Source organism: Aeromonas eucrenophila, assembly GCF_000819865.1.
Taxonomy (GTDB): domain Bacteria; phylum Pseudomonadota; class Gammaproteobacteria; order Enterobacterales; family Aeromonadaceae; genus Aeromonas; species Aeromonas eucrenophila.
In genome coordinates, this window is sequence record NZ_CDDF01000011.1 from 297,221 (window position 1) to 317,792 (window position 20,572).

Below are 20,572 nucleotides of genomic sequence, written 5' to 3' on the forward strand. Positions count from 1 at the left end.
TTCGCACCGGAGAGAGTTATGACAAACCAGGCCACCGCAGAGAGCATCCACTGCGACTACAAGCTGTGGGACATCCTCATCGAGTCTGCAAAGGAGCGCACCACCATTCGTTACTCCAAGCTGGCCAAGCAGGCCGGGCTGGAGGGCAGCCAGGACGAGCTGCGCACCCTGCTGCAACGCATCCGTATGTACTGCACCGAACACGAGCTGCCCACCCTCTCCGCCATCGTCGTGGATGACGTGGGCAAGTACGCCGGCCTCTCCTCCAGCCTGCCAAACGCCCCCTGGGAGCGTGCCCGGGTATTCGATTACCAGTGGCCTCTCTCGCCATAAGCCCAGATCTCAGGGAAAAACACTACAAAACGCGCCACTCGGCGCGTTTTCTGTTTCCGGGCGGCCTATGGCTGGTCGGACTGGTGGCAGAAAAAGCCCGGCAACGGGGCGCCGCCGTTGCCATCGCGGGATCGGGATCGGGATCGGGATGCCAGAATCGGGCCTTCGCGTGATATCGCGCCTTTGCATTTCGGGCCCAGGCCCAGCGATTAAAGATCCCCATGGCCACCACCCTCTATGGCATCAAGAACTGCGAGACGTTAATGATGGAAGGACCATGAATAATAGGCTGAGTAGCCATAGCCACCAATTAGAACAGTCAACGTTTACTCTTTGGGTCCATTTTCCAGCACACATATGTTCTGATAACCCATTCTAAATAAACCCACTGCAATATGTCAGATAGGCCTAGTGTACCATGACGCCAATAAATTTTGAATCCCATCAAGTCAATACCTGAGTAAGGAATCTCTATAATTCCTTGCGGCTCTTCAGGGTAGTAGAAATAAAGAAAATTACCAATTATGTCTGAAAAAACAGCGAACCAAGGTTTGAAGCTCAATTTTTCAGGAAAGAGATCTGGAATTGGGGGATACGCAGGTAAACGCTTCCACCCTCTAGAATGTCTACTCGCGAGACTATTCAATAAAAAATTTCTTGCATTTGGTACATAGCCATTACCTGCATCGAGCATTACAGGTACGACTCTAGATATGGCATCAGGGATCAGCTCACCATGCCTCCAATCCCTGTCTGAATTTTGGGTTTTTAACTGCTCTGCATTGGGATTCAGATAGCTTAAACTTCCTTTCAGATAATCAGGAGTAACGGTACTACAACCTTGAGATATGTATTTTATAAATAATTCTTCAACCTCGACCGCACTTATTTTTTCATTTTCCCTGCGACCATCACCGTTAGTAATGGCAGCCTGTACTATATCGATAGCTAGAACTATAGCACTCACATCTGACATAGCTACTCCATCAGCTATATGTATGAAGAATGTAGAAGCTAATCATAACCCTATCCTTAATACTCAATAAACCATTAAAGAACGACTACATGAATGTTTGATTTCATCAATCCTTTAGTCCCACTAAAGTTTTTGTAAATAGTTTTTGCAACCATATTTTTCATATAACGCCATGGCAGCTCCTTCGGATGCAAAAGCATACCCTTTATCCCCCTTAAATTTCGTCCACCCTAAAAATGTTTCCTTCAATTCTTGAAAGCTATAGATTTTACGTGGAGGGCTCATACAGGTTGAATTTTCATAAATACCTGTCAAAAAGCCATGACAGAAGGCCTGCTCATCAGCCTCTCCACTACACCATTTCTCAAGATCTGTTGTTAAAATGGCATGATTATCTACATCATATTTAGCTAGTGTTGAATTTTGCCCCATCAATAACAGCACGATAGCAACGAAGAATGATTTCATTGTTCATTACTCCACATTAACCCCTAAGAAGGGGGGCGTAAGCATGCTCTCTTTTTACTCTATCTAGTCGCTATAATACGATGAGCACTTGAAAGACTAATACCCGTCGTTTAGCCACCGATACCTTCGTTATACCTTGCGAAAGCAAGTCTAGCATTTCTTGCTGCTTATCCATCACCATCGGCTTACAACTCTTATAGACCTTTTGTGCTTTGCCAAAGAGATCCTCTCCGCCATCGTGGTGGATGACGTGGGCAAGTACGCCGGCCTCTCCTCCAGCCTGCCGGGCGCCCCCTGGGAGCGTGCCCGGGTATTCGATTACCAGTGGCCTCTCTCGCCATAAGCCCGGATCTCAGAGACAAACCCTACAAAACGCGCCACCTGGCGCGTTTTCTGTTTCCGGGCGGCCTCTGGCTGGTCGGACTGGTGGCAGAAAAAGCCCGGCAACGGGGCGCCGCCGTTGCCATCGCGGGATCGGGATGCCAGAATCGGGCCTTCGCGTGATATCGCGCCTTTGCATTTCGGGCCCAGGCCCAGCGATTAAGGATCCCCATGGCCACCACCCTCTATGGCATCAAGAACTGCGACACCATCAAGAAGGCCCGCAAGTGGCTGGACGAGACCGGCGTCGACTACCGTTTTCACGATCACAGGGCCGACGGCCTGGATCCCGCCCAGCTGGATCTGTGGCTGGAGCGCCTCGGCTGGGAAGCCCTGCTCAACACCCGCGGCACCACCTTTCGCGCCCTGCCGGATGAAGACAAGCAGGGGCTCGACAACGGCAAGGCCCGCGCCCTGCTGCTGGCCCAGCCCGCCATGATCAAGCGCCCGCTGCTGGACAAGGACGGCGAGCTGCACCTGGGCTTCAAGGCCGATCACTATCAATCCCTCTTCTCTCGTTAAACTTTTCGCTTAAGGAACGCCGATGTCGGATGTCATCGCACTGGCCAAGGATCTGATCCGCCGCCCCTCAGTTACCCCCCTGGACGAGGGGTGCCAGACCCTGATGGCGGCGCGCCTCGAGCGTCTGGGCTTCGTCATCGAACCCATGGTGTTCGAGGACACCACCAACCTCTGGGCCCGTCGTGGCACCCAAGGTCCGCTGTTCTGCTTCGCCGGTCACACCGACGTGGTGCCGGCCGGGCCGCTGGACAAGTGGCACACCCCGCCGTTCGAGCCGACCATCCTGGACGGCATGCTGTACGGCCGTGGCGCCGCCGACATGAAGGGATCCCTGGCCGCCATGGTGGTGGCCACCGAACGCTTCGTGACTGCCAACCCGGATCACTCAGGCTCCATCGCCTTCCTCATCACCTCGGATGAAGAGGGCCCCTTTATCAACGGTACCGTCCGGGTGATAGAGACGCTGGAGGCGAGAGACGAGAAGATCCGCTGGTGCATCGTCGGCGAGCCCTCCTCCACCGCCCTGGTGGGGGACGTGGTGAAGAACGGCCGACGCGGCTCCATCACCGGGGATCTGGTGGTGCGCGGGGTGCAGGGCCACGTGGCCTACCCCCATCTGGCGGACAACCCCATCCACCGTGCGGCCCCCGCCCTGGATGAGCTGGCCAGCACCGTCTGGGATCAGGGCAACGCCTACTTCCCCCCCACCAGCTTCCAGATAGCGAACATCCAGGCCGGCACCGGTGCCTCCAACGTGATCCCCGGCGAGTTGCACGTGCAGTTCAACTTCCGCTTCAGCACCGAGCTCACCGATCAGGCGATCCGCGAGCAGGTCGAGGCCCTGCTGACCCGTCACGGGCTGGATTTTGAGATCAAGTGGACCCTCTCCGGCCAGCCCTTCCTGACCGACACCGGCGAGCTGCTGGCGGCGGCCGTGGGGGCCATCGAATCCGTCAACGGCCAGCAACCGGCCCTGCTCACCACGGGCGGCACCTCCGATGGGCGCTTCATCGCCCCCACCGGCGCCGAGGTGATCGAGCTGGGTCCGGTCAACGCCACCATTCACAAGGTGAACGAGTGCGTGAAGGCCCAGGACCTCGATCTGCTGGCGGACATGTACCAAGGGGTGCTGGAGCGGTTGCTGGCATGACCCAGGATCAGCTGCTCGGGCTGGACGACAGCCACCTCATCCTGGTGGGGCGCGGCCCCCACCGCCTGACCGCCGCCACCGCGGCGGCCTTCAACGACATGCAGGTAGCCGCCGCCCATGAGGGGCACAACCTGCAGGCCGCCTCCAGCTGGCGCGGCTTCGAGCGCCAGCTCGCCATCTGGAATGGCAAGTGGCGCGGCGAGCGCCCATTGCTGGACGCCAACAACCAGCCGCTGGATGCGCTGCAGCTGACAGAAACCGAGCGGCTGCACGCCATCCTGCGCTGGAGCGCCCTGCCCGGCACCAGTCGCCACCACTGGGGCACGGATCTCGACATCTACGATCCCGACTGCCTGCCCACGGGCACCAAGCTGGCGCTGGAGCCCTGGGAGTACGAGGAGGGAGGCTGGTTCGGCGAGCTGAGCGCCTGGCTCGGGGATCACATGAACGACTTCGGCTTCTTCCTGCCCTATGCCCAGCTGAGTGGCGCAGGCAGCGGGGTCGCCTACGAGCCCTGGCACCTCAGCTTCGCCCTGGAGTCCGCCGATCAGCGGCTGGATCCCGATGCGCTGGCGCTTTGCCTGCAACAGGCGGATATTGAAGGCAAGGCGTGCATACTGGCCCATCTGGACGAGATCCTGGCCCGTTACGTCACCCCCTGTCTCGACACGAGGCATCACTTATGAAGATGGGGCATATTGACCGGCTCGACGAGCTCCTGAGCCGTTATGACGTCAACGCCGGTCGCACAGAAAGGAGAAAACCATGAGTCTGTGGTTATGGATAGGCCTGCCGCTGTTGTTCCTGCTCGGCCTGTTTCTCAATGCCATCAAGGACATGAAGCGGCTCGAAAAACAGCTGCCCAAATATCGGGACAAGATCCGGGAAGTCAAAGACGACGAGGACGACTGATCTCCCCGCAGGGGCCCTGCCGGCGCCCCTGCTTACCTTTTTGCCCCTCCTGCTCGCCCCCTTGCCAACCCGCTCCCCGCTAGGGGGAATCCGCCGTTTTGCTGCCCGAAGCCTGGCACCAAATGTCACTCCCTGTCAGCGTTTTACCCCCTTGGCACCGATTGCCCTCTCTGCGTAAAAACAGCACGGTAAACGTAAAAAACTGCAAATTGATGCACAATTAAGCCACACAAAGGGGTCCGAACTGCATATAATGTGCCTGTTTTTGCGGAGCGCTACGAGGAGTTCGCCATTGGATGCCACCACCATCAACAATTTCTTCTTTATCGGTGCCTTGTTGGTGGGATGCAGTGTCCTGTTAAGCGCGCTCTCCTCCCGGCTCGGCATTCCCATTCTGGTCATATTCCTCGCCGTCGGCATGCTGGCCGGTGAGGACGGTCCCGGCGGCATTCACTTCGCCAACTACTCCACCGCCTATCTGGTAGGCAACCTGGCGCTCGCGGTCATCCTGCTCGATGGCGGCATGAAGACCCGGGTCTCCTCGTTTCGGGTCGCGCTCTGGCCCGCCCTGTCGCTCGCCACCGTCGGGGTCGCCATCACCACGGCCCTGACCGGTTTCGCCGCCGCCTGGCTGTTCGACCTCAACCTGATACAGGGCATGCTGATCGGCGCCATCGTCGGCTCCACCGATGCGGCGGCGGTGTTCTCCCTGCTCGGCGGGCGCAGCCTGAACGAGCGGGTCAGCGCCACCCTGGAGATAGAGTCCGGCAGCAACGATCCCATGGCGGTGTTTCTCACCGTCACCCTGATCGAGGTGCTGGCCACCGCCCAGCAGAGTCTGGATCCCGGCTTCCTGCTGCTGCACCTGCTGCAGCAATTTGGCATGGGGGCCGGTATCGGTCTCGGCGGTGGCTGGCTGCTGTGGCGCCTCATCAACAGCGCCAAGCTGGCCCCGGGCCTCTATCCCCTGCTCACCGTCAGCGGCGGCCTGCTGATCTTCGCCCTCACCACGGCGGTGGGGGGCAGCGGCATCCTCGCCATCTACCTCACCGGCCTGCTGCTCGGCAACCTCTCCCTGCGCAGCCGCAGCACTACGCTGTCGGTGCTGGACGGCCTGACCTGGCTCAGCCAGATCGGCATGTTCCTGGTGCTCGGCCTGCTCGTCAATCCGAGCGAGCTGCTGCCCATCGCCCTGCCGGCCCTGGCCCTGGCGATGTGGATGATACTGTTCGCCCGCCCGATCTCGGTCTGGGTCGGCCTGCTGCCGTTCAAGAACTTCGCCCCTCGCGAGCGCTGGTTCATCTCCTGGGTGGGCCTGCGCGGCGCCGTGCCCATCATATTGGCGGTCTTCCCCATGATGGCGGGGCTGCCAAACGCCCAGCTCTACTTCAACGTCGCCTTCTTCGTGGTGCTGGTCTCCCTCATCCTGCAGGGCAGCTCCCTGCCGCTGGCATCAAAGCTGGCGCGGGTCGAGGTGCCGGCGCCGCCCTCCCCCATCAACAGATCCGGTCTCGAGATCGATCTCGACAGCCAGTGGGAGACCTTCGTCTATCGCCTGAGCGCCGAGAAGTGGTGCATCGGCTCCCCCCTGCGGGAACTGCGCATGCCGGAGGGCACCCGGATCTGTGCCCTGTTCCGGGGCCAGGAGCTGTTGCACCCCTCGGGCAGTACCCGCCTGCAGTCCGACGACATCCTCTGCGTCATCGGCCACGAGCGCGACCTCCCCGCCCTCGGCCAGCTGTTCAGCCAGGCCCCCGAGCAGGATCTGGGCCCGCGCTTCTTCGGTGACTTCCTGTTGGAGGCGGCCGCCAGACTGGCGGATCTCGCCCCGCTGTACGGGCTGGATGTGAGCGAGGTAGCGGATCAGACGCTGGGCAACTTTATCGCCGGACAGTTGGGCGATAATCTGGTGGTTGGTGACCATTTCGCCTGGCAGGGCCTGCTCTGGACGGTGGCGGAGATGGAAGAGGGCGAGCCTCGCAAGATAGGGGTACGCTTCCTGGAAGAAGACCCCGTCTAGGGCCGGCCAGCTTGAATGAGGCCGCCAGCGCCGCGGCTTATGGTGATAATAAGGTTCAGAGCAGCACATCTTCCTGATCCACGGATTTTTGCAAGACAGTGGACAGGTTTTTAGCGAGAAGGGAGTCGATTATGCCTTACCAAACCCTGTTGTCAGGTCTCACCCCTCCCTCGCCCAAGCTGGGCCTGATCGAGGGCTTCTTCGGCAAGGGCTGGAGCTGGGACGCCCGCGCCCGCTACGCCCAGTGGCTGCCCCGCCACGGTTATGGCTTCTATATCTACGCGCCGAAAGAAGATGGCTATCTGCGCAAGCACTGGGCCCAGCCCTGGCCCGCCCAGCAGCTCGACGATCTGCGTCGCCTCGCCCAGCAGTGCCGTGACAACGGCCTCGCCTTCGGCATCGGTCTGAGCCCCATGGGCGCCCATCACGACTACGATCGCAAGCGCCCGGCCCTGCTGGAGAAGCTGCGCGTCATCGAGCAGGAGCTCAAGCCTGATATACTGGCGGTGCTGTTTGACGACATGAAGGGGGACACCCCGGATCTCGCCCACTGGCAGCTCACCATGGCCCACGACATAGCAGCCCACACCCAGGCCAGCCGGCTGCTGTTCTGCCCCAGCTACTACTCCACGGATCCCGTGCTGGAGAAGGTGTTCGGCGCCATGCCCCCCCACTACCTGACGGACCTCGGTCAGGGTCTGGACAAGCGCTTCGACATCTTCTGGACAGGCCCCAAGGTTTGCTCCAGCGAGTACCCGGCGGCGCACCTCAAGCAGGCCGCCGACTGGCTGCACCGCAAGCCCTTCCTGTGGGACAACTACCCGGTCAACGACGGCAGCAAGGCCAGCAGCTTCCTGCACCTGCGCGCCTTCGAGAACCGCACCGAGCTGGCCGATCTGGTGGCCGGTCACGCGGTCAACCCCATGAAGCAGGCCGCGCTCTCGGTGTTGCCGCTCGCCACCCTGCCGGTGTGCTACAAGCTCGGCAGGCAGTACGATCCGGACAAGGCGCTGCACGCCTCCCTCAACGCCACCTGCGGCCCGCAGATCTCCGCCATGATCCAGGCCGACTTGCCGCTGTTCCAGGACATCGGCCTGGCCCAGCTCACCCAGGAGCAGGTGATCCACCTCAAGACCCGCTACCTGCCGTTCCAGGATCAGATCTGCGTGAACGAGATCCTGCGCTGGCTGGCGGGGGAATACGTGTTCGATCCTGACTGTCTGACCGACTAGTCATAGGCGCCAGCCGCCCACGAAAAAGGCCACCTCTTCACAGGTGGCCTTTTTGCATGGCGAGGGCTATCAGCCGAAGGCCAGCCAGACGCCGACAAACAGCATCAGAGAGCCGGCGATGCGGTTCATCAGGGTGACGTTGCCGCTTTTCGCGAGGAAGTGGCGCAGGGTGCGGCCGCCGCTGGCGTAGAGCAGCAGGCAGGAGAACTCGATGACGAGAATGAGCATCACCAGGGCGCTGATCTGCGGCGCCATCGGCTTGGCCGCGTTGATGAAGGGGGGCAGCAGGGAGACCATGAAGGCCCAGCCCTTGGGGTTGGCGATGGCGGTGACGAAGCCCTGCAGCGCCAGCCCGAGCGGTTTGGTCTCCTGGCCCGCCGACAAGTCCGCCGGAATGGCCATCTTGCCCTTGGCCTGCCACATCTGGATGCCGAGCCAGACCAGGTAGGCGCCCCCCACATATTTGAAGGCCGAGAACAGCGCCGGGTAGTTCAGCATGACGGCCGCCACCCCGACCACCGACAGCACAGAGACCAGCCCGACTCCGATCAGCTCCCCCCACATCATGTGCAGGGTGCGGCGCACCCCCAGGCTCATGCCGAGGGTCATCGCCAGGGTCATGCACATGCCGGGAGTGACGGAGACAAAAAAGAACGTGGGAACAAATAACGCCAGAATGGCGGGATCAATCCAGTCAGACACACTACACCTCCAGGCCAATAACCCTGTGATCTTGCCTATCACACTCTTTTAACACAAGAAAAAACCTTTTCGCCTGGCCCGGTTTCAACCATAAAAACCTTGTGACAGCCCTTGACGCGCCTGTGTAAGATGCCGCCTCACTCCTCTTTTGGGTTAGGATCTTCCATGTCGTTGAATACCCTGTCTATCCGTCTTCAAGTACTCATCCCCCTACTGCTTGCCAGCCTGCTGATGATCCTCATGGCCGGGATCAGCAAGCAGGAGATAGACGGCGCCATTGGAGACATGAATCGGACCACCGCCAGCGTCACCCGCCACAAGGACGACATCGCCGCCCTGATCCACGCAACCTACCGGCTGCGCACCAACGCCATCTATGGCCTCTACGATCAGCAGCGCTTCGCCCAGTTGCCGAGCGCACTCGATGCCGCCGAGCAGGAGATAGACGCCATCCTGGCCCGGCTTGTGATCACCGGGGCCGAGCAGGACAATCGCCAGGTGGCGAGCGCCCTGCAGGCCTACCTCAGCCACACCCGCAACAACATGCTGCCGCTGCTGGCCCGGCAATATCAGGGTAACGGCGACAGCGCCGCCTACGAGCAATCCCGGCTGCGCTTTCGCGATCTGGGGGAGCAGCTGATCAAGGAGATTGACAACATGTCGGCTCACGTCAATCAGCTGATCCTGGCCGACATCGCCGAGGAGGAGGCCCACTACCACGCCACCCTGCTGCGGACCCTGCTGCTGATGGGGGGCACCCTGCTCGCGGCGCTGCTCGGCGGTTGGTGGTTGTCCGGCCAGATAGTGCGCCCCATCGGCCAGTTGCAGGAGGTGATGCGCGCCGTCGCCCAGGGCCGGTTCAACGTGCGGGCCAGGGCCGAGGGCAATAACGAGCTGAGCCAGCTCGCCAAAGACATCAACCAGACCCTGACCCAGCTCGGCAGCACCATCCACACCCTCACCGGCATCAGCGGCAACGTGGCCTCCGCCGCCACCGAACTCGCCGCCGTCATGACCCAGTCCGAGGCCAATGCCCAGCAGCAGCGCAGCGAGACCGAGCAGGTCGCCTCCGCCGTCACCGAGCTGGCCAGCACCGCCGATAACGTCAACCACAACGCCGCCCTGGCCGACGAGCTGGCGCGGGACGCCAACCACAGAGTCGAGCAGGGTCTGGCGCTGTTTGCCAAGAGCATCCAGGCCAACAGCCGGATGGCGGGGAGCCTGGAGAGTGCCGCCGCCGTGGTGGCGCGGCTCAAGTCCCAGTCCGAACAGATTGGCAAGGTGATCGAGGTCATTCAGGGCATCTCGGAGCAGACCAACCTGCTGGCTCTGAACGCCGCCATCGAGGCCGCCCGCGCCGGCGAAACCGGCCGTGGCTTCGCGGTGGTGGCCGACGAGGTACGCCTGCTGGCGGCCCGCACCAAGGACTCCACCAAGGAGATCCAGGTCATCATAGAGCAGTTGCAGAGCCAGTCCCTGTCGGCCAACAGCGGCGTGCAGGAGACCCTCGAGATCCTGAGCCACAACCAGCAGCTCTCTGCCGAGGTGCAGGCGCTGCTCGGCGGCATCACAGAGGCGGTCAACCAGATCAACGGCGCCAATGCCCAGGTGGCCACCGCCGCCGAGGAGCAATCCTGCGTCACCGCCGACATCAGCCGCAACATCACCAACATCCACGAGATAGTGAACCAGAACGTGGCGGGCATCAGCCAGAGTGCCGCCGCCAGTCACGAACTGTCACAGCTCGCCGAGCAGCAACGCAAACAGCTGTCCCAGTTCCAGCTGTAGTTGTCCCTCCTGTCCCTCCATGGTGACGCTTGGGCCCCACACAGGGGCCCGAGTCTCGCTGCCCCCTGGACCCAGCCTGTTTTAAACGACACTTTTGATTTTAAGGTGCCATTAGGGGCTGGGCTCCATGCTTAAATATGGGTATGGTAGAGGCACGTCATTCCCCCTCACCTAGAGAACACCATGAGCCTCAAGTTCAAGAAACCCGCCTTTATCTGTCTGGGGCTCATTGCCCTGCTCTCCGCGCTCTGGCTCGACTACTACCTGCCGGAACACACCATCGCCACCATCACCGGGGTCGAGGTGAAGCGCACCGACAAGGACGGCCCCATCAGCCAGAAGAACCCGGCCGACGGCCCCACAGTGGATGTCTATTACATCTACACCGAGCGCCCCGGCGAGAAGATCCGGGTGTTCCGCAACGAGGACACCCTCTGGGGCTGGCCCTTCTACTTCAAGTTCAACGCCGCCGACGTACAGGCCAAGGCCAAGTCCATGGAGTTCGAGAAGCGCCTGGCCATCATCACCTCCTACGGCTGGCGCGTGAACATGTTCTCCCTGTTCCCGAACGTCACCAAGATAGAGACCACCCAGCCCGATGCCTCCACCTGGAGCTTCTTCCGCTGGTTCTGGTTCGGCATCTGGGCCCTGGTGATGGGCAAGGCCACCATCGCGACCTGGCGCTACTTCGACCGGCTCGAGGATGAGATATGAGCGAGCCGAGCAAGACTCGCACCAGCTTCTATCGTCGGCTCTATGTGGCCCACCTGATCAGCCAGGGCACCGACACCATCCCCGCCATCATGGCGGCGACCGGCATGCCACGACGCACCGCCCAGGACACCCTGGCGGCCCTGGCGGAGCTCGACATCCTCTGCGCCTTCGAGCAGACCGAGGGAGCGCGCCACCTGCAGGGTCACTACCGCATCGGCGACTGGGGACCCATCAATCCCGTCTGGATTGCCGCCAACCTGGCCGTCATCAAGCAAATTCTGGATTATCCCTGAATGATGAATAGCCCCCCGTCGCATCGGCGACCGGGGGAGCAGAGAACAGAGAGGGGAGCCATGGCTCCCCTCTCTGTTCTCTGCTCGTTGTGATGCTCGCCCCCAGAGTCTATTCCTCCGGGAACGGCTCCTCCGGCAGCGGCTCCGCCGACTCCCCCCTGGTGCAGTCGATGATGGTGCGTTTGGGGTTGTTGGGATCCCGCAGCAGCAGGGGGGCTTCCCCCAGATCGTGCTTGCGCTCATCGCTGAACTCGCTGCCATAGGCGTTGTGGGTCAGCCGGCGCGCGTTGGCGATGGGGGTATCGACAAAGAGGGCGTGCACCTCGAAGGTCGAGGCCGGGATGAGAAATCCGGTGATGGGCAGGCCGTGCAACTCCTGGTGGGTCTTGTACCAGGCGAAGCCGTCCGTCACCTTGTCGGGGGTGAAGGTCTTGAGCAGCGGATGGGACGGCTCACCGGTCTCGCTGTCGAGATGGAGCTGGTCCAGATCACAGGTCGCCAGCCCCTGCCACATCGACTCGAATGGCGTGGCACACCCCGCCAGTTGTACGCAGGCCAGCAGTGCCAGCGACGATTTGTACATTTCCCGTCCCTTCTCTCAATAATGCAATGGCGGTCAGCCAAAAGCCCGCAGTCGCTCGACCAGCAGGTCGATGAAGCCCGCACGATCCAGCCCCAGCAGCACCAGGGCATTGGCCGGTTTGCCGGTCAGGCCATAGCGATCCACCACCGTCATGCCGGTGGTATGCGCGCCGCTGGTCTCGATATCGACCCGGCACTCGACCCCGTGAAACAGGGTTGGAGCCAGCAACCAGGCAATGGTACAGGGGTCATGCAGCGGTGCACCAGCAAATCCCCACTTGGGATCCCTATGGTAGATCATGAAGAAGTCGAGCAAGCCAGCCACGCACTGGGCCACCGGATTGGCAATGGCGCGTACCCGCTCGATATCCTCGTCCATCACCTGGGCCTCATGGGTCACATCCAGCCCGCACATGGTGATGGGGATGCCGGACTTGAACACCATATCGGCCGCTTCCGGGTCCACATAAATATTGAATTCCGCCGCCGGGGTCCAGTTGCCCGCCCCCGCGGCGCCGCCCATCAGCACGATGCGGGCAATCTTCTCCTTGAGCTCGGGGTGCGCCGCCAGCAGCAGGGCGATATTGGTGAGCGGGCCGGTCGGCACCAGGGTGACCGGCACAGGGCTCTCGCGCAGGGATCTGGCCATCAATTCGAGGCCCGTCATGGTCTGCGGAGCAAAGGCGGGCTCCGGCAAGATGGGGCCATCGAGACCTGACTCGCCGTGGACGTTGTCGGCGATGATAAGCTCGCGGGCCAAGGGTTTCGGTGCCCCCATCGCCACCGGAATGTCGTCACGGCCAAGCAGGGTCAGGATGCGCAGGGCATTGTTGAGGGTCTTGTCCGGCGTCTGGTTGCCGGCACTGGTGGTGACCGCCAGCACCTTGAGTTCGGGGCTCGCCAGCGCCAGTATGAGGGCGATGGCATCATCGTGGCCGGGATCACAATCAAGCATAACGGGCAACGCCATGGATAGACTCCTTACAACATGACAGGGAGCCACACCTTAACAAGCAAGCTCCGGATGAACTCTGGAAGGGGTCACAAAACGGCGCCCTTCCCACTTTTAAATCACTGAATTATCAATCTGTTGAAGGAATTATCCCCGCTTATCCCATCGAACGGCACCAACAGCCGAGTCGCCCCGCGCAGCCGGTTCGAGTATGATCGCCCCCCCCCTTTCCAGCCCGTGCGCCCTATGTCTGCCATCGTCGACACCTTTATCGCCCCTCCTTGCCACGCCAGCATCGGGATCCTCCATGAGGATGAACACCTGCTGATCATCGACAAGCCGAGCGGCCTGCTCAGCCTCTCGGGCAAGAACCCGCAGAACCTCGACTCGGTGCACTATCGGCTGGTGCAGGATTTCCCCGGTTGCACCCTGGTGCATCGCCTCGACTTTGGCACCTCGGGCCTCATGGTGGTGGCCAGGAACAAGGCCATCAACGCCCAGCTCTGCCACCAGTTCAGCCAGCGCGCCGTGGCCAAGGCTTACAGCGCCCTGCTCTGCGGCCATCTGTCCGAGGACGAGGGACTGATCGATGCCCCCATCGCCAAGGATCCGGCGCTGTTTCCGCTGATGAAGATCTGCCCCCAAAGCGGCAAGTCCGCCCGCTCCCGCTATCGGGTGCAAGAGCGCTTCACCCGCCAACAGGAGCAGGATGAGCCGCTGGCACTGACCCGGGTGCGGCTCGTGCCCGAGACCGGCCGCACCCACCAGCTGCGCATCCACTGCCAGCAGCTGGGGCACCCCATCCTCGGCTGCGATCTCTATGGCGGCCTGGTGCTGCCGGGCACGGCGCACACCCCAAGGCTGATGCTGCACGCGAGCGAGCTCGACTTCATCCACCCGGTGAGCGGTGAGCCGATGGCGGCAAGATGTGCCAGTCCGTTTTAATGGGTTAGCAGAAATAAGAGTGGGGAAAGCAAATGCGGCCCGTGGCAGCGGTCCCCATCAAGCCGTGCTAATGGGGTAGAAGAAATAACGGCAGGGAACTGAAAACAGACTTAACCCACACGGTGAGCGATGAGCCCCTGACGGCGAGATATGCCAGTTTGCTTTAATACGGTGGAATAAATGATGGCGGGAAAGCTAAAGACGGGACGAACGATGGTTATCTTGATAAGCGGCAGATAAAGATAGGGGCCGTGCTTTCGCAACGGCCCCCACCCCCCACTCGGTGTAGCTATCAGATCAGCTTGCGGGCGGCGCCCAGCACGATCTTGATGGCATCAGATTCGGTTCTCGCCATGGTTTCGGCGTTCGGGATTTCCTGCTGGGTACGGTTGACGATAACGCCAGCCACCATACCGGCACGCAGGCCCTGGCTGGAGCACATGGTCAGCAGGGTGGCAGATTCCATCTCATAGTTCAGCACGCCCATGGCTTGCCACTCTTTCATGGAACCCTGGAAACGGCTCACTACGCGGCCAGATACGGTGTCGTAACGCTCCTGACCCGGGTAGAAGGTATCGGAAGAGGCAGTCACACCGATGTGCAGCTTGGAGCCCATCTCTTTGGCAGTGTTGACCAGCGCCGTGGTGCAGTCGAAGTCGGCAACAGCCGGGAATTCCATCGGTGCGAAGTGCAGGCTGGCACCGTCGAGGCGCACGGAGCCGGTAGTGACGATCACGTCGCCCACGTTCAGGTGCGGCTGGATGGCGCCTGTGGTGCCGATGCGCAGGAAGGTGCGGATGCCCAGCTGGGCCAGCTCTTCTACCGCGATGGAGGTGGACGGGCCACCGATACCGGTAGAGCAGATGATCACGGCCTTGCCGTCCATCTCGCCGCGCCAGGTAGTGAATTCACGATGGCTGGCCAGGTGCACCGGGTTATCCAACAGCTCTGCGATGCGCTTTACACGCTCGGGGTCACCGGGGACGATCGCCAAGGTGGCGCCTTGCAGATCAGCTTTCTTCAAACCCAAGTGGAAAACATCAGACATAGTGGACTCCTGGTTGCTCCCCACCAGCATGGTCAGGGGGCAAATTAAGATGATTCTTTATGGTACTTTCAAGCCTGCTCTCCCCTCATTCGGGGAGGGGCCAACTATGGTCGAAAGCGCTTTCCAATTCCTTGAAGCTCCTCACACTTCCACGCATTGACAGTCACAAATTCTACGCAAAACGTTTGCTAACTTGATGAATTTCTTGAAAAACGTTTTTCACCCGTTCGAACATTTGCGCCCCTTGTCAAGCCCTCTCTGCTCTCCCCGAACAAGAGCACGATCGAGTCCACAAAGTTGTAAATCAGATGCTATTGACCCCTTCTCATCGCCTCATCTGCTGTTATGTTGGCGCCCGTATACCACTTAATGGCTAATCATACGGAGTCCATCATGGCGACATTCAAATTCTACATTCCCGCGGTCAACCTGATGGGAGCGGGCTGTCTGCAAGAGGCGGCAGCCGATATCAAGGGCCATGGCTTTCGCAAGGCGCTGATCGTCACCGACCGCGTCCTCAATCAAATAGGCGTAGTGGCCAAGGTCGCCAAGCTGCTGGCGGAGCATGGCATCGAGAGCGCAGTGTTCGACGAGACCAAACCCAACCCCACCATGACCAACGTCGAGGCAGGCCTCACCATGCTCAAGGCCAACGGCTGCGATTGCGTGATTTCGCTCGGCGGCGGCTCCCCCCACGACTGCGCCAAGGGCATCGCCCTGCTGGCCACCAACGGCGGCAGCATCGCGGATTACGAAGGGGTGGATCGCTCCGCCAAGCCGCAGTTGCCGCTCATCGCCATCAACACCACCGCCGGTACCGCCTCCGAGATGACGCGTTTTTGCATCATCACCGATGAGGCCCGCCAGGTGAAGATGGCCATCGTCGACAAGCACGTCACCCCCCTGATGTCGGTCAACGATCCCGAGCTGATGCTGGCCAAGCCCGTCGGCCTCACCGCGGCCACCGGCATGGACGCCCTGACTCACGCCATCGAGGCCTATGTTTCCATCGCCGCCACCCCGGTCACCGACGCCAGCGCCATCATGGCCATTCAGCTGATTGCCAAGCACCTGCGCACCGCGGTCAACCAGGGCGATGATCTGCACGCCCGCGAGCAGATGGCCTATGCCCAGTTCCTGGCGGGCATGGCGTTCAACAACGCCAGCCTCGGTTACGTGCACGCCATGGCGCACCAGCTCGGCGGCTTCTACGACCTGCCCCACGGCGTCTGCAATGCCGTGCTGCTGCCCCACGTGCAGGCCTACAACGCTCAGGTGAGCGCCGCTCGTCTCAAGGATGTGGCCCATCACATGGGAGTGGATGTGAGCGCCATGAGCGACGAGCAGGGTGCCGCCGCCGCGATCGACGCCATCAAGCAGCTTGCGCTGGACGTGAAGATCCCGGCCGGTCTGGAGCAGCTTGGCGTCAGGAGCGATGACTTCGATCTGCTGGCCAGCAACGCCCTGAAAGATGCCTGCGGCTTCACCAACCCCAAGCAGGCGAGCCACGCCGAGATAGTCGCCATCTTCCGCGCCGCCATGTAACCCTTCGCCTGTTTGCCAGGGGCCGCCACGCGGCCCTTTTTATTGGCTGGAGGATCAATGGCTTTTTACTTCCGCACGGGGAGTGGGTATGATTTGCCGAGCTAAAAAGACTGTATGGATGATCTGAACCCGATATGCGGATGAAACACCTGATTGCCGCGGCCCTGACCGCCCTCACTCTGTCCGGTTGCAGCCTGGTCTATCGCATCGATATTCCCCAGGGCAACTATGTGGAACAAAAACAGGTCGACAAGCTGCGCCAGGGCATGACCCGCGAGCAGGTCGAATTCGTGCTGGGTTCCCCCATGCTGCGGGACGGCTTCGATCCCAACACCTGGTACTATCTCTATGAATTCCAGCCGGGGCGCGGTGACAAGGAACGCAAGGAGCTGACCCTGAACTTCGTGGGTGACCGACTGGCCACCGCCACGGGAGACTTCCCGCTCCCTGCGGCCTTCACGACCCCGCTCTGATACCCAACAAAACCGGCCAAGGCCGGTTTTGTTTTATAGGCTGATAACTGAGTCCATCCCCGAGGAGATGACAGTGAGCCAGATATTGATAGCCGGCGCCACCGGCCTGATCGGGCGGGAACTCGTCCGCCAGCTCGGTACCGACCATGAGCTGACCCTGCTCTGCCGCAAACCGGGCGAGCCCGCCCCGAACCGCCACTGGCTGCTGGTGGACTTCGACCAACTGGACGAGGTCGCCCTGCCCGCCCCCGTCGATCTTGCCTTCTGTTGCCTCGGCACCACCCGCAAGGACGCCGGCTCCGATGCCGCGTTTCGCCGGGTGGATCACGACTATGTGCTGGCCTTCGCCGCCCTCGCCCGTCGCCACGGTTGCCGTCGCCTGCTGGTCATCTCCAGCCTCGGCGCCAATGCCCGCGCCTCTGCCCTCTATCTGCGCACCAAGGGGGAAGTGGAGCAGGCCCTGCTGGCCCAGGAGTGGCAGCGACTCGCCATCCTGCGCCCCGCCATGCTGCTCGGCAACCGCCAGCCGCCGCGCACCTCGGAGCGGCTGACTCAGGCGATCTATCCATTGGTCAGGCCGCTGCTGCAGGGACGATTCAGGCGCTGGCGCGCCATCGAGGCGAGCCAGGTAGCCCACGCCATGAAAGTGCTCGCCGAACAGGATAAAGGCATCGAGACGGTGGAAAACGAGCGGCTGCTCATGCTGTGATCCCTCGATTTGACAGCGGATCACCCCATTTCATGGATGAAAAACAGCATCCAATAACAAGAGGCGCCACGGCGCCTCTTGTTTATACCAACGCCGCAACCTGTGTCAGGTCGACTCGGCATCGCCCCGCTTGCGGTGCACATCGGGCCGGCCACCGGTGACCACGTCGGCGCGCCCCTCTTCCTTGGCCTTCTCGGCCCGCTTCTTGCGCATCTCTTTCGGATCGGCGATCAGCGGCCGGTAGATCTCGATGCGATCCCCCTCCTGCACCGGCTCGGCGCCCTTCACCGGTCGGCTGTAGATGCCGAACTTGTTGACCGCGAGATCGATCTCCGGGTGCTTCTGCACTATGCCGGACTGCTCGATGGCGGCCAGCACGCTGGTGCCGGGGGCAACCCGGATGCGCAGCACGGTCTGCCGCTCCGGCAGGGCATAGGCGACTTCGATATTGAGCAGATCAGACACCGTATACCACCTTGGCGCGGTTGGAGAAGGCGAGCACCATGGAGCCCACCAGGTCGCGGAAGATCTGGCCAAAGGCCAGCTCGATCAGCTTGGAGGTAAATTCGAAATCGAGGTCAAACTCCACCTTGCAGGCATCCACATCCAGCGGCGTGAAGGTCCACCAGCCCGCCAGCGTCTTGAAGGGGCCTTCCACCAGCTCCATCTTGATGGTGCGGTTGGTGTCGAGCTGGTTGCGGGTGGTGAAGGTCTTGGCGATGCCTGCCTTGGCCACGTCCACCGAGGCCATCATGTAGTCTTCTCCCGTCTCGTGGACACGGCTGCCGACGCAACCGGGCAAGAATTCGGGATAGGCGTGAACGTCGTTGACCAGCCGGAACATCTGTTCGGCGCTGAACATCACCAGGGCACTGCGAGTAATACGGGGCATGGGCTTTCCTCTTCCAATCGGCCCGATTTTACCACCTTGTCAGCCAAAATCACCGCCGAAACGGTTCAGAAAGCCATCACCCGACCAATCGCTCACTTTTTCGCCTGCGTTGTTCACGCATACACACCTCGTCTGCCGAAATCCCCCCAGGATCGCTCACAAAGCCACCACTCGAGCGGTTGCGCGTTTTACAGCCGCCGCCACCCACGTATAATGCGCCTTCATCAACATTGCCGAAGGCCCCCGTCATGAGCAAAAAGAACAGTAAAAACAAAGCCGGGTCCAGCACCATTGCACTCAACAGAGCCGCCCGCCACGAGTACTTCATCGAAGAGCGCGTGGAAGCCGGTCTGTCCCTGCAAGGGTGGGAAGTGAAATCCCTGCGGGCGGGCAAAGCCAACATCAGCGAAGCCTATGTCATCTTCATGCAGGGTGAAGCCTTCCTGTTTGGCTCCACCTTCCTGCCGCTGAACGCCGCCTCCAGCCACGTGGTCTGCGACCCGACTCGTACCCGCAAACTGCTGCTGAGCCGCCGTGAAATCGACAAGCTCGAGAGCCTGGTGGCACGTCAGGGCTACACCATAGTGCCGCTGGCGCTCTACTGGAAAGAGTGCTGGGTCAAGGTCGAGATCGGCCTGGTGAAGGGCAAGAAAGAACACGACAAGAGGGAAGACACCAAGGCCCGCGAATGGGATCGGGAGAAATCCCGCATCATGAAGAACAAGAACCGCGGTTGATGCCGTGCCACCAGCCGATGAGTGGCGCCCAATAAACCAGCAATCGACCGGCACCAGCCGGTCGATTGCCATCAACGCCTTGCCATGACAGGATTTTTGCGTACAATCGGCTTTGACAACTTGGGGCTGATTCTGGATTCGACAAGATTCACGAAACCCAAGGTGCATGCCGAGGTGCGGTAGGCCTCGTTAATAAACCGCAAAAAAATAGTCGCAAACGACGAAAACTACGCACTCGCAGCTTAATAACCTGCGCTGAGCCCTTCTCCCCTAGCTTGCCTGTGTCCTAGGGAAACGGAAGGTCATCCTTCACAGGATCGTGTGGAAGTCCTGCTCGGGGCGGAAGCATTAAAACCAATCGAGCTAGTCAATTCGTGGCGTGTCTCTCCGCAGCGGGTTGGCGAATGTAAAGAGTGACTAAGCATGTAGTACCGAGGATGTAGTAATTTTGGACGGGGGTTCAAATCCCCCCAGCTCCACCAATTTAACTAGGACACCGACAGGACAACACGAGTTAAAACAGCAACTTAGCGAAATCATCGCGACAGAGGCTGGCCTGAAACAGGAACCAAAATGATCCACCGGTGATCCAAGATGTAGAAAGCCTGCAGAAATGCAGGCTTTTTTCTTTTCTCCCCTCCAAGACATAGAAAAGCCCGCTCAGTAGCGGGCCAATCCGAATCCTTCCACATCTTTACGACGCAGCAGCTTCATCGCGTAGTTTTTGTAGAATGCGCGCGATTCTATCTTCCTCCTGGGGCGTCAAATCCAATGTCTCGATAAGCTCTTCTAGTTCGGTCAGTGATGATTCCATCCAATGTCTCCCGTTCTCTCTCAACCTCTCGGCTGTGAAATACTGTATGGGCATACAGTAATGCAATGAATCTATCATTTTTGGACCGCATTGGATATTAAAAAAGGGGCCTAAGCCCCTTCATGAACAATGTCTCTTTCAAAACTGTGAGCCAAATTTCACCAGATACTAATGAGAACATTCACAGCAAAACCAATCAGCACAATGATGAAAGCGAAGGCCATGAAAGTCTCCAGGCTCTCCCGGTTAGACTTACTGAAACACCAGATCCCTATCGCGAACGGTATAAGTGCCAATGTGAAACTGACACTGGACGCTTTCAACGCCAGCACCATGCTTCCGATCGCAAGCAGCAGCCACATGGTTGAGTCCCCACAGGTAAAG

At 60.4% G+C, this 20,572-nt stretch carries 25 protein-coding genes and 1 other RNA gene; 17 read left to right on the forward strand and 9 right to left on the reverse strand.

Features of this window, described 5'->3' with window-relative positions; genetic code table 11:
• Positions 1 to 18: 18 nt before the first annotated feature.
• Positions 19 to 333 carry a hypothetical protein gene (locus BN1124_RS11695; protein WP_042642071.1) on the forward strand — a complete coding sequence of 105 codons (315 nt, stop codon included), beginning with the start codon at positions 19 to 21 and terminating at the stop codon, positions 331 to 333.
• A 319-nt stretch (positions 334 to 652) separates the two neighbouring features.
• Here BN1124_RS11695 and BN1124_RS21290 read toward each other — a convergent pair whose 3' ends face one another.
• Entirely contained in the window at positions 653 to 1,309 is a 657-nt protein-coding gene (locus tag BN1124_RS21290; RefSeq protein ID WP_156128287.1) for a hypothetical protein, read from the reverse strand.
• Between the two features lie 123 nt (positions 1,310 to 1,432).
• Positions 1,433 to 1,777, reverse strand: a complete 345-nt coding sequence (locus tag BN1124_RS21295; protein WP_156128289.1) for a Rap1a family protein — start codon at positions 1,775 to 1,777, stop codon at positions 1,433 to 1,435.
• 205 nt (positions 1,778 to 1,982) lie between these two features.
• On the opposite strand from BN1124_RS21295, the gene BN1124_RS21300 reads away from it, so the two are divergent.
• The 7 genes from BN1124_RS21300 to BN1124_RS11720 all read left to right on the forward strand — a co-directional run bounded on the left by BN1124_RS21300 (position 1,983) and on the right by BN1124_RS11720 (position 7,994).
• Positions 1,983 to 2,120: a hypothetical protein gene (locus BN1124_RS21300; protein WP_156128291.1), complete on the forward strand. Its 138-nt coding sequence runs from the start codon at positions 1,983 to 1,985 to the stop codon at positions 2,118 to 2,120.
• A gap of 209 nt (positions 2,121 to 2,329) precedes the next feature.
• Complete coding sequence (locus BN1124_RS11700) at positions 2,330 to 2,680, forward strand: ArsC family reductase (RefSeq protein WP_042642073.1); 351 nt, start codon at positions 2,330 to 2,332, stop codon at positions 2,678 to 2,680.
• A gap of 22 nt (positions 2,681 to 2,702) precedes the next feature.
• Positions 2,703 to 3,830, forward strand: a complete 1,128-nt coding sequence (gene dapE, locus BN1124_RS11705; RefSeq protein WP_042642075.1) for a succinyl-diaminopimelate desuccinylase — start codon at positions 2,703 to 2,705, stop codon at positions 3,828 to 3,830.
• Positions 3,827 to 4,516 (forward strand): M15 family metallopeptidase, encoded by a 690-nt coding sequence (locus BN1124_RS11710; protein ID WP_042642077.1) that lies wholly within the window; start codon positions 3,827 to 3,829, stop codon positions 4,514 to 4,516. The genes dapE and BN1124_RS11710 overlap by 4 nt, the downstream gene beginning before the upstream one ends.
• A gap of 79 nt (positions 4,517 to 4,595) precedes the next feature.
• Positions 4,596 to 4,742, forward strand: coding sequence for a hypothetical protein (locus tag BN1124_RS21305; protein WP_156128293.1), 147 nt, complete (start codon positions 4,596 to 4,598; stop codon positions 4,740 to 4,742).
• Positions 4,743 to 5,034: 292 nt separating this feature from the next.
• Positions 5,035 to 6,762, forward strand: a complete 1,728-nt coding sequence (locus BN1124_RS11715; protein ID WP_042642079.1) for a potassium/proton antiporter — start codon at positions 5,035 to 5,037, stop codon at positions 6,760 to 6,762.
• Positions 6,763 to 6,893: 131 nt separating this feature from the next.
• Entirely contained in the window at positions 6,894 to 7,994 is a 1,101-nt protein-coding gene (locus BN1124_RS11720; protein ID WP_042642081.1) for a beta-N-acetylglucosaminidase domain-containing protein, read from the forward strand.
• A 69-nt stretch (positions 7,995 to 8,063) separates the two neighbouring features.
• Here BN1124_RS11720 and BN1124_RS11725 read toward each other — a convergent pair whose 3' ends face one another.
• Complete coding sequence (locus BN1124_RS11725) at positions 8,064 to 8,696, reverse strand: LysE family translocator (RefSeq protein WP_042642083.1); 633 nt, start codon at positions 8,694 to 8,696, stop codon at positions 8,064 to 8,066.
• 165 nt (positions 8,697 to 8,861) lie between these two features.
• Here BN1124_RS11725 and BN1124_RS11730 point away from each other — a divergent pair, with 165 nt between their 5' ends.
• The 3 genes from BN1124_RS11730 (at position 8,862) to BN1124_RS11740 (ending at position 11,491) form a co-directional block, all read left to right on the forward strand.
• A complete protein-coding gene (locus BN1124_RS11730; protein WP_042642085.1) occupies positions 8,862 to 10,484 on the forward strand; it encodes a methyl-accepting chemotaxis protein in 1,623 nt (540 codons plus the stop codon).
• 183 nt (positions 10,485 to 10,667) lie between these two features.
• On the forward strand, positions 10,668 to 11,198 hold the full coding sequence (locus BN1124_RS11735) for a DUF1523 family protein (RefSeq protein ID WP_042642087.1): 531 nt from the start codon (positions 10,668 to 10,670) through the stop codon (positions 11,196 to 11,198).
• Positions 11,195 to 11,491, forward strand: coding sequence for a winged helix-turn-helix domain-containing protein (locus BN1124_RS11740; protein ID WP_042642089.1), 297 nt, complete (start codon positions 11,195 to 11,197; stop codon positions 11,489 to 11,491). Before BN1124_RS11735 ends, BN1124_RS11740 begins: the two co-directional genes overlap by 4 nt.
• Before the next feature lie 109 nt (positions 11,492 to 11,600).
• Here BN1124_RS11740 and BN1124_RS11745 read toward each other — a convergent pair whose 3' ends face one another.
• Positions 11,601 to 12,074, reverse strand: coding sequence for a hypothetical protein (locus tag BN1124_RS11745; RefSeq protein WP_042642091.1), 474 nt, complete (start codon positions 12,072 to 12,074; stop codon positions 11,601 to 11,603).
• 33 nt (positions 12,075 to 12,107) lie between these two features.
• The gene (rihA, locus tag BN1124_RS11750) at positions 12,108 to 13,043 is read right to left on the reverse strand and encodes a pyrimidine-specific ribonucleoside hydrolase RihA (RefSeq protein WP_042642092.1); all 936 of its coding nucleotides are present in this window, start codon (positions 13,041 to 13,043) and stop codon (positions 12,108 to 12,110) included.
• A gap of 228 nt (positions 13,044 to 13,271) precedes the next feature.
• On the opposite strand from rihA, the gene BN1124_RS11755 reads away from it, so the two are divergent.
• Complete coding sequence (locus BN1124_RS11755) at positions 13,272 to 13,970, forward strand: RluA family pseudouridine synthase (protein ID WP_042642094.1); 699 nt, start codon at positions 13,272 to 13,274, stop codon at positions 13,968 to 13,970.
• A 292-nt stretch (positions 13,971 to 14,262) separates the two neighbouring features.
• On the opposite strand, the gene udp is transcribed toward BN1124_RS11755, so the two are convergent.
• A complete protein-coding gene (gene udp, locus BN1124_RS11760) occupies positions 14,263 to 15,018 on the reverse strand; it encodes a uridine phosphorylase (protein WP_042642095.1) in 756 nt (251 codons plus the stop codon).
• A gap of 393 nt (positions 15,019 to 15,411) precedes the next feature.
• On the opposite strand from udp, the gene yiaY reads away from it, so the two are divergent.
• From yiaY to BN1124_RS11775, 3 genes are all read left to right on the forward strand, one after another.
• Positions 15,412 to 16,563: an L-threonine dehydrogenase gene (gene yiaY / locus BN1124_RS11765; protein ID WP_042642097.1), complete on the forward strand. Its 1,152-nt coding sequence runs from the start codon at positions 15,412 to 15,414 to the stop codon at positions 16,561 to 16,563.
• A 134-nt stretch (positions 16,564 to 16,697) separates the two neighbouring features.
• The gene (locus BN1124_RS11770; RefSeq protein WP_005325779.1) at positions 16,698 to 17,036 is read left to right on the forward strand and encodes an outer membrane protein assembly factor BamE; all 339 of its coding nucleotides are present in this window, start codon (positions 16,698 to 16,700) and stop codon (positions 17,034 to 17,036) included.
• Positions 17,037 to 17,109: 73 nt separating this feature from the next.
• Entirely contained in the window at positions 17,110 to 17,745 is a 636-nt protein-coding gene (locus tag BN1124_RS11775) for an NAD(P)H-binding protein (RefSeq protein WP_042642102.1), read from the forward strand.
• Between the two features lie 105 nt (positions 17,746 to 17,850).
• Here the strand turns inward: BN1124_RS11775 and BN1124_RS11780 are convergent, their stop codons facing one another.
• Together BN1124_RS11780 and BN1124_RS11785 are read right to left on the reverse strand one after the other, a co-directional pair.
• Positions 17,851 to 18,210, reverse strand: coding sequence for an RnfH family protein (locus BN1124_RS11780; RefSeq protein ID WP_042642103.1), 360 nt, complete (start codon positions 18,208 to 18,210; stop codon positions 17,851 to 17,853).
• Positions 18,203 to 18,637, reverse strand: a complete 435-nt coding sequence (locus tag BN1124_RS11785; RefSeq protein WP_042642105.1) for an SRPBCC family protein — start codon at positions 18,635 to 18,637, stop codon at positions 18,203 to 18,205. Before BN1124_RS11785 ends, BN1124_RS11780 begins: the two co-directional genes overlap by 8 nt.
• 248 nt (positions 18,638 to 18,885) lie before the next feature.
• Between BN1124_RS11785 and smpB the strand changes: the two genes are divergently transcribed.
• Both smpB and ssrA read left to right on the forward strand, forming a co-directional pair.
• The gene (gene smpB, locus BN1124_RS11790; RefSeq protein ID WP_042642107.1) at positions 18,886 to 19,374 is read left to right on the forward strand and encodes an SsrA-binding protein SmpB; all 489 of its coding nucleotides are present in this window, start codon (positions 18,886 to 18,888) and stop codon (positions 19,372 to 19,374) included.
• A 122-nt stretch (positions 19,375 to 19,496) separates the two neighbouring features.
• Positions 19,497 to 19,856: a transfer-messenger RNA gene (ssrA, locus tag BN1124_RS20910) on the forward strand.
• Positions 19,857 to 20,346: 490 nt separating this feature from the next.
• On the opposite strand, the gene BN1124_RS11795 is transcribed toward ssrA, so the two are convergent.
• A complete protein-coding gene (locus BN1124_RS11795; protein WP_042642108.1) occupies positions 20,347 to 20,550 on the reverse strand; it encodes a hypothetical protein in 204 nt (67 codons plus the stop codon).
• Positions 20,551 to 20,572 lie beyond the last annotated feature (22 nt).

What these genes read in the sequence shown, in the direction of transcription:
- BN1124_RS11755 (WP_042642094.1), top strand. Translation starts at nt 13,272, where the DNA reads ATGTCTGCCATCGTCGACACCTTTATCGCCCCTCCTTGCCACGCCAGC.
- smpB (WP_042642107.1), top strand. Translation starts at nt 18,886, where the DNA reads ATGAGCAAAAAGAACAGTAAAAACAAAGCCGGGTCCAGCACCATTGCA.
- BN1124_RS21290 (WP_156128287.1), bottom strand. Translation starts at nt 1,309, where the DNA reads ATGTCAGATGTGAGTGCTATAGTTCTAGCTATCGATATAGTACAGGCT.
- BN1124_RS11785 (WP_042642105.1), bottom strand. Translation starts at nt 18,637, where the DNA reads ATGCCCCGTATTACTCGCAGTGCCCTGGTGATGTTCAGCGCCGAACAG.
- BN1124_RS21295 (WP_156128289.1), bottom strand. Translation starts at nt 1,777, where the DNA reads ATGAAATCATTCTTCGTTGCTATCGTGCTGTTATTGATGGGGCAAAAT.
- BN1124_RS11745 (WP_042642091.1), bottom strand. Translation starts at nt 12,074, where the DNA reads ATGTACAAATCGTCGCTGGCACTGCTGGCCTGCGTACAACTGGCGGGG.
- BN1124_RS11730 (WP_042642085.1), top strand. Translation starts at nt 8,862, where the DNA reads ATGTCGTTGAATACCCTGTCTATCCGTCTTCAAGTACTCATCCCCCTA.
- BN1124_RS11735 (WP_042642087.1), top strand. Translation starts at nt 10,668, where the DNA reads ATGAGCCTCAAGTTCAAGAAACCCGCCTTTATCTGTCTGGGGCTCATT.
- BN1124_RS11700 (WP_042642073.1), top strand. Translation starts at nt 2,330, where the DNA reads ATGGCCACCACCCTCTATGGCATCAAGAACTGCGACACCATCAAGAAG.
- BN1124_RS11740 (WP_042642089.1), top strand. Translation starts at nt 11,195, where the DNA reads ATGAGCGAGCCGAGCAAGACTCGCACCAGCTTCTATCGTCGGCTCTAT.
- BN1124_RS11695 (WP_042642071.1), top strand. Translation starts at nt 19, where the DNA reads ATGACAAACCAGGCCACCGCAGAGAGCATCCACTGCGACTACAAGCTG.
- rihA (WP_042642092.1), bottom strand. Translation starts at nt 13,043, where the DNA reads ATGGCGTTGCCCGTTATGCTTGATTGTGATCCCGGCCACGATGATGCC.
- BN1124_RS11795 (WP_042642108.1), bottom strand. Translation starts at nt 20,550, where the DNA reads ATGTGGCTGCTGCTTGCGATCGGAAGCATGGTGCTGGCGTTGAAAGCG.
- BN1124_RS11710 (WP_042642077.1), top strand. Translation starts at nt 3,827, where the DNA reads ATGACCCAGGATCAGCTGCTCGGGCTGGACGACAGCCACCTCATCCTG.
- BN1124_RS11770 (WP_005325779.1), top strand. Translation starts at nt 16,698, where the DNA reads ATGCGGATGAAACACCTGATTGCCGCGGCCCTGACCGCCCTCACTCTG.
- udp (WP_042642095.1), bottom strand. Translation starts at nt 15,018, where the DNA reads ATGTCTGATGTTTTCCACTTGGGTTTGAAGAAAGCTGATCTGCAAGGC.
- dapE (WP_042642075.1), top strand. Translation starts at nt 2,703, where the DNA reads ATGTCGGATGTCATCGCACTGGCCAAGGATCTGATCCGCCGCCCCTCA.
- BN1124_RS11720 (WP_042642081.1), top strand. Translation starts at nt 6,894, where the DNA reads ATGCCTTACCAAACCCTGTTGTCAGGTCTCACCCCTCCCTCGCCCAAG.
- BN1124_RS21305 (WP_156128293.1), top strand. Translation starts at nt 4,596, where the DNA reads ATGAGTCTGTGGTTATGGATAGGCCTGCCGCTGTTGTTCCTGCTCGGC.
- yiaY (WP_042642097.1), top strand. Translation starts at nt 15,412, where the DNA reads ATGGCGACATTCAAATTCTACATTCCCGCGGTCAACCTGATGGGAGCG.